This window comes from Chitinophagaceae bacterium (assembly GCA_016710165.1).
Taxonomy (GTDB): domain Bacteria; phylum Bacteroidota; class Bacteroidia; order Chitinophagales; family Chitinophagaceae; genus Ferruginibacter.
Genome location: JADJLJ010000013.1, coordinates 1 through 5542, shown reverse-complemented (window position 1 = coordinate 5542; position 5542 = coordinate 1). Strand labels below are relative to the sequence as shown.

Below are 5542 nucleotides of genomic sequence, written 5' to 3'. Positions count from 1 at the left end.
GATGGTGGTGATGGCGACAATACGCTTGTTATGGCTGCAATGCTAACAGGGAAGGGATTAAAACCGAAGAAGAATGTTTATGTTGCCTATGGAGAAAGTGAAGCAGAAGCGAAAAGGCTTTAAGTAATTACATGGAAGCAAATGGCAACCCGATTGTTTCAAGAAAGAAATTATAAATTAATGTGGATGCATATTACGTTAGTAAATCAAAACTGGTAAATTTTTACCCACCGCCAAAACACCTAAAAATAATTGAGCCTTTCGCTGGGAGTGCCAGATATTCACTAAAATATTTTGACAGGAAATATTGCTGCTTGATAAAAACGAACTAATAGTAAAAATATGGAATTGGTTAAAGCTGTGTTCTGCGAATGATATTTTGAGTTTAAAAGTACCTCAAAAGAAAATTGATAAATCGGATTACGATTGTGAAGAAGCTGTTTGGTTGATGGGTTTTATGGTTCAAAATTCCGTTGGTATGCCTCGTTTATCATTAGGTACATTAGACGGCATAAACCCCGAAGCTGATAAAAAACGGATTGCAAAAAACCTTTACAAGATTAAGAACTGGACAATAAAACAGGGGGTGTTATAAGGATTTAGAAAACGAAACTGCCACTTGGTTTATTGACCTCATATCAATTCGGTGGCGAATACCAATATAAGCATGGAAGTAAACAGATAAACTTTACCGAACTTTTGAATGGTGCAGAAGTAGAAACGGGCAGGCAATAGTTTGCGAAAAACACAAAGCTGATTGGATGGATTTTAAGCCAATAAAAAACTATTTGGCAGCAACCAAACAAAAACAACAGAAGCTATTTGGTCAAACCATAAAACAAACTACGACAATGTACAAGTGTCGCTATTTTAAGGACTGGTAGCCATTTCTGCTAACATTTGCATTACTGCTATAAAACCTACTTAAAATGGAGTATGTATCAATAAAATACAGGGTTAAGGGGAGGTTAAAAGATAAGCCAAATTATTATTGGACGGAATGCGGTAAATTGATAAATGTTAATAGTGGGAGGGTAATAAAGAAAACGATAAAAGGACTTACACCGGGTTATTGGGTAAGCAAAAATTTTATCCCACTAACTAAATTAAAATCATACATTGAACTAATACCAAAAGAAAAGTTACCGTTTTAATTATGAAATCAAAAACCACCCGCCAGATACTGGCACTCACAAAAGCCGCTAAGAAGTACCCGAAGTGCAAGGATAAGATTAAACAGATAAAAGAAAAACAACGGATCAATGACTGGCTTTCCCAATAATTATGTATATTAGTGCTCCAAACCGTTAACGTAGTAAAGGATGCGATAACGGATTTTATACGGTTATTACAGCTTTACGTTAGTAGGTGCCTTTACACCGAAACCGTAAGGCTTTTTTATTACCATGATCTCAAACATTGATGAAATCAAACAGGCCGCAGATATTGTAGAAATAATATCCGGTTATGTAGAACTTAAACCAAAGTCAGGGAACCATGTCGGTCTATGCCCTTTTCACAAAGAGAAAACCCCGTCTTTCACAGTTAGTAACGCAAAAGGGTTTAAGTGTTTTGGATGTGGTAAGTCTGGCGATGCTATTGCATTTGTCATGGAACACCTAAATATTAACTACATCCAGGCTATAGAACTAATCGCCGAAAAGTACAATATCCCAATTCAGGAAACATTACCACAGCAGCAAAAGTATAATAAACCACAGCCACGTCTTGAAAAATTAAACCAGGATACTATAAAGTATTTTGAAACCAGGGGTATCTCAAACAATACGTTACTAAGATTCGGTATAACTGAGGCTATTGAATGGATGCCAAAGGCTGGCCAGGATGTACGGGTAATATGCTTTAACTACTTCAAAGATGATCAGCTTGTAAATATAAAGTTTAGGGCAAAGGATAAAGACTTTAAGCTACTAAAAGGCGCTGAACTTATATTTTATAATCTTGACGGCATAAAGGATGAACAGGAAGTTATTATAGTCGAAGGAGAAGTAGATTGCCTTACCATGTATGAGTGTGGATTTTATAACGTAGTATCTGTTCCAAACGGCGCAGGAACCGGACAGCAACAATTAAAATACTTAGATAACTGCTGGAAGTTTTTTGAAGATAAAACAAAAATAATACTATTCACTGATAATGATGAACCTGGTAGATCATTACAAGCAGAGTTGGCCAGGAGGCTTGGCAAAGATAGGTGCTACAAGGTTGATTATCCCGAAAGCTGCAAAGACGCAAATGATGTGTTTCTAAAGCATAGCAAAGCAATGGTATCATCCATAATCGAACAGGCAAAGCGTTGGCCGATAGATGGCATATTAACTATGGATGATGTTTACGCCGATGTAAAGGATTATTACCTTAATGGGTATCCAAAGGGTGCCGATGCGGGTATAGGTGAATTTGATGAACTACTTACTTTTTCAGGTGGGCAAATGACAGTAGTTACCGGGTCTCCAAATATGGGTAAATCTGAATTTATTGATTATATTGTTACCTCACTTGCTGTTGACGTTACTATACATGGTTTAATTGATAAATTCAAAGAGGTTGTTTTAAGGACTGGTGTAAAAGGAATTGTTATTGATCCATGGAACTACCTTGAGCATAAAGTACCTCCAGGATACAGCGAAACACAATACATAAGCGAGGCCCTTACGCTGATAAAAGAATTTGCCCTGCATACTGATACCCATGTGTTTATTGTAGCACACCCACGTAAGCTGCAAAAGGACCAAACCGGGCAATATCCGCCGGCAACCATGTATGATATTTCAGGCTCTGCCCACTTTTTTAATAAGACAGATAATGGTATATCAGTACACCGGGATTTTACAGATAATTCTGTTAAAATATTTGTACAAAAAGTAAGGTTTTCATGGCTTGGTAAGATTGGATACACAGCTTATAATTATGATACATTCACACGAAAATATATATCAATATGAAAGATGCTTTTTATTTCCCGCATGATGCAAACGCTCAGAATGATGAAAAATTATTACATATTGTTTCCCGTTTTGGTATGGCTGGATATGGGCTTTATTGGTGCTGGGTAGAGGCTATGCACGAGGCTCAGGATGGTAAACTTACCATCAAACTTATTGAAGGGTTAACACTCCGTTTCAGGGTTGATAAAGAGTTGTTATTACAGTTCTATAACGAAGCTATATCAATAGGGTTATTTATCTGTGATGACAAAAAATACTGGTCACAAAGGGTTCTCAGAAATAAGGATGAATTTGAAGAAAAGAGGCTAAAAAAATCAGAAGCTGGAAAACGTGGGATGCAGTCCAGGTGGGGGTATTCTAACACCGTTATAACAAAAAATAACACAGTTATAACAAAACATAACAAAGGAAAGGAAAGTAAAGTAAAGAAAAGTAAAGATGTGCCTTCCGGCGGTGGAAATTTTGGAGATACAAATGGGCTACCTGAAGGCATGGTACTATGAACAATTTTGCCATATCAAAAAAGGTGGTATCTTTGAGGTATGGCAAACGTAGGGAGACCTCCTAAATTTAGCTCACCTGAGCAGCTTGAACAGGCTGTTAATGATTATTTCAGTGATGACACCAACTACCCTTTTACGATCACGGGAGTTGCTTTGTGGCTTGGTTTTGTTGACCGGCAAAGCCTTTATGACTACCAGGAAAGAGATGAATATTCTTGCATAATAAAAGATTTGCGTACAAGAGTTGAGAACGGGTACGAAAGAAGGCTGTTTGAAAATAACCCTACCGGAGCAATTTTCGCCCTGAAAAACATGGGCTGCAAGGATAAGACAGAAACTGAATTAACGGGTAAGGACGGTGGCCCGCTTCAAATAACCGGAATAACAGTAACATGAAAAAAATCCTTGCAATACTACTGATCACTTCTGCTGTGTCATGCACAAAGAACCGACAGTGTTATACTTGCCAGGTAGGCAACCAATTCACAGATTATTGTGGTGATGTTCGGGATTTTGCGCCAAAGGATGCACAGGGGAATGATATGCAGTATCAGTGCCAGCCAAAATAAATTTGTTTCGTTAGAATAATTTACTACATTGCAATACCGTTCGGAGGCGGTGAAAATCTTAAGCGTCTGGATCTCCTCCGAGTGAAGGACGCTGTTTTTTTATATGATACTTGACATAATCCCATACAGCACTGATAAGAACCTGGGTAAAGCCTACAATGATGCGTTCCGAAATACATCCGATGAAGTAACGCATATCTGTTTCCGGGATGGTGATACCTGCTGGCTTACGCCTGATTACGGTGTCCATCTTGCTGAGTATGTTCGGTTGCATCCTAACGCTGTGTTGACGTGCTGGACTAACCGGATCAATGATAGGGCGGAGCAACAGAGCGATGTTGCCCAAGTAAGGGATGTATCAGATTTTAAAACACATCTTAGTTATTCACAGGCTTATCTTAACAGTCTTTATAAAGTAACAGCTTTGCACGGTTTCGTTTCCGGCTTCTGTATGGTTATACCTCGCAGCGTATGGGTTAACCATAAATTCGCAGAACAACAGGTTTATTCTGATCGTGGACCTACTAATATGCTTGGCGTAGATAATGATTTCACTAACCGTATCCGTGCTGCAGGCATTCCGGTACTTCGTATGGATGGCCTTTACATATGGCATACATACCGGTTATTGCAGGGTGATAACGATAAAACACATTTGTTATGACACTCACTGCCACCGACATACTAAATACTTTACAAACCAAACGCCCGGTATCAATCATCCGGGCAGGTGATGGCGAAAAGATCGTACTTGAATCAAACAACAACATCGCATCTTACCGCCTTTGTGTTGAATCAGTGATGAAGCGCCAGGTGGGGTACGAACCCACTATGACCGAAGTAGAAGCCATCCGGCATAATCTCATCACCGCATACAATGAAGCCAGCATTGTAGGTATCCCGATGCACGAACGGCTGCAGGACCTTAATAAACATTGGCGGGGTGTTGAAGATGTTGTTAAACCACATTGTACCACAACTAAATTCACAAGTACCGATGTTGCATACGATATGCTTTATAACGGTATGCTGGCTGAATGGTTAACGGGTAAGAAAGAAGTGATCTATATTTCCTGCCGGGATATAGATGAACCATTGCGCCGTGCCTTTGGTATCCGTACCGTTCACAGCTACATCATTGCACCTGAGATGAAGTTCACGTCAACCTATGAAGGTGGATTGAAGCATTACCCGGAACAGTTTAATCAGATCGAATGGTGGCTTAACAATGCACCTTGCGAAGGAAGTCCCTGCTTGGTTGGCGCTGGTGTTATTGGTAAAATATACTGCAACTGGATGCGTGACCGGGGAGGGTTGGCTTTTGATATAGGTGCCGTGTTTGACCTATGGGCAGGGTATGCAACAAGGCTGGAAAGAGGGCTTGATAAATAGTATGAAAAATATAAATTATGAACATTATATCCAAGAGATAGAACCAACACTTTTAATGCATTATCAACCGTGCCCGTGATATACAGACATATGTTGACATTGTGCCGCC

At 39.3% G+C, this 5542-nt stretch carries 7 protein-coding genes; 6 read left to right on the top strand and 1 reads right to left on the bottom strand.

Translation table 11 applies throughout. The features are described from left to right. Window positions 1–307: 307 nt before the first annotated feature. From IPJ02_18120 to IPJ02_18100, 5 genes are all read left to right on the top strand, one after another. The gene (locus IPJ02_18120; protein ID MBK7377394.1) at window positions 308–595 is read left to right on the top strand and encodes a hypothetical protein; all 288 of its coding nucleotides are present in this window, start codon (window positions 308–310) and stop codon (window positions 593–595) included. Window positions 596–929: 334 nt separating this feature from the next. Beyond that, a complete protein-coding gene (locus IPJ02_18115) occupies window positions 930–1154 on the top strand; it encodes a hypothetical protein (GenBank protein MBK7377393.1) in 225 nt (74 codons plus the stop codon). A gap of 252 nt (window positions 1155–1406) precedes the next feature. Then, window positions 1407–2966, top strand: a complete 1560-nt coding sequence (locus IPJ02_18110; GenBank protein ID MBK7377392.1) for a toprim domain-containing protein — start codon at window positions 1407–1409, stop codon at window positions 2964–2966. Further along, window positions 2963–3472, top strand: coding sequence for a DUF4373 domain-containing protein (locus IPJ02_18105; GenBank protein MBK7377391.1), 510 nt, complete (start codon window positions 2963–2965; stop codon window positions 3470–3472). Before IPJ02_18110 ends, IPJ02_18105 begins: the two co-directional genes overlap by 4 nt. 39 nt (window positions 3473–3511) lie before the next feature. After that, window positions 3512–3868, top strand: a complete 357-nt coding sequence (locus IPJ02_18100; protein ID MBK7377390.1) for a DNA-packaging protein — start codon at window positions 3512–3514, stop codon at window positions 3866–3868. Window positions 3869–4099: 231 nt separating this feature from the next. Here the strand turns inward: IPJ02_18100 and IPJ02_18095 are convergent, their stop codons facing one another. Next, complete coding sequence (locus tag IPJ02_18095; protein MBK7377389.1) at window positions 4100–4315, bottom strand: hypothetical protein; 216 nt, start codon at window positions 4313–4315, stop codon at window positions 4100–4102. 386 nt (window positions 4316–4701) lie between these two features. Here IPJ02_18095 and IPJ02_18090 point away from each other — a divergent pair, with 386 nt between their 5' ends. Beyond that, entirely contained in the window at window positions 4702–5433 is a 732-nt protein-coding gene (locus IPJ02_18090; GenBank protein ID MBK7377388.1) for a hypothetical protein, read from the top strand. The last annotated feature ends 109 nt before the right edge of the window (window positions 5434–5542 follow it).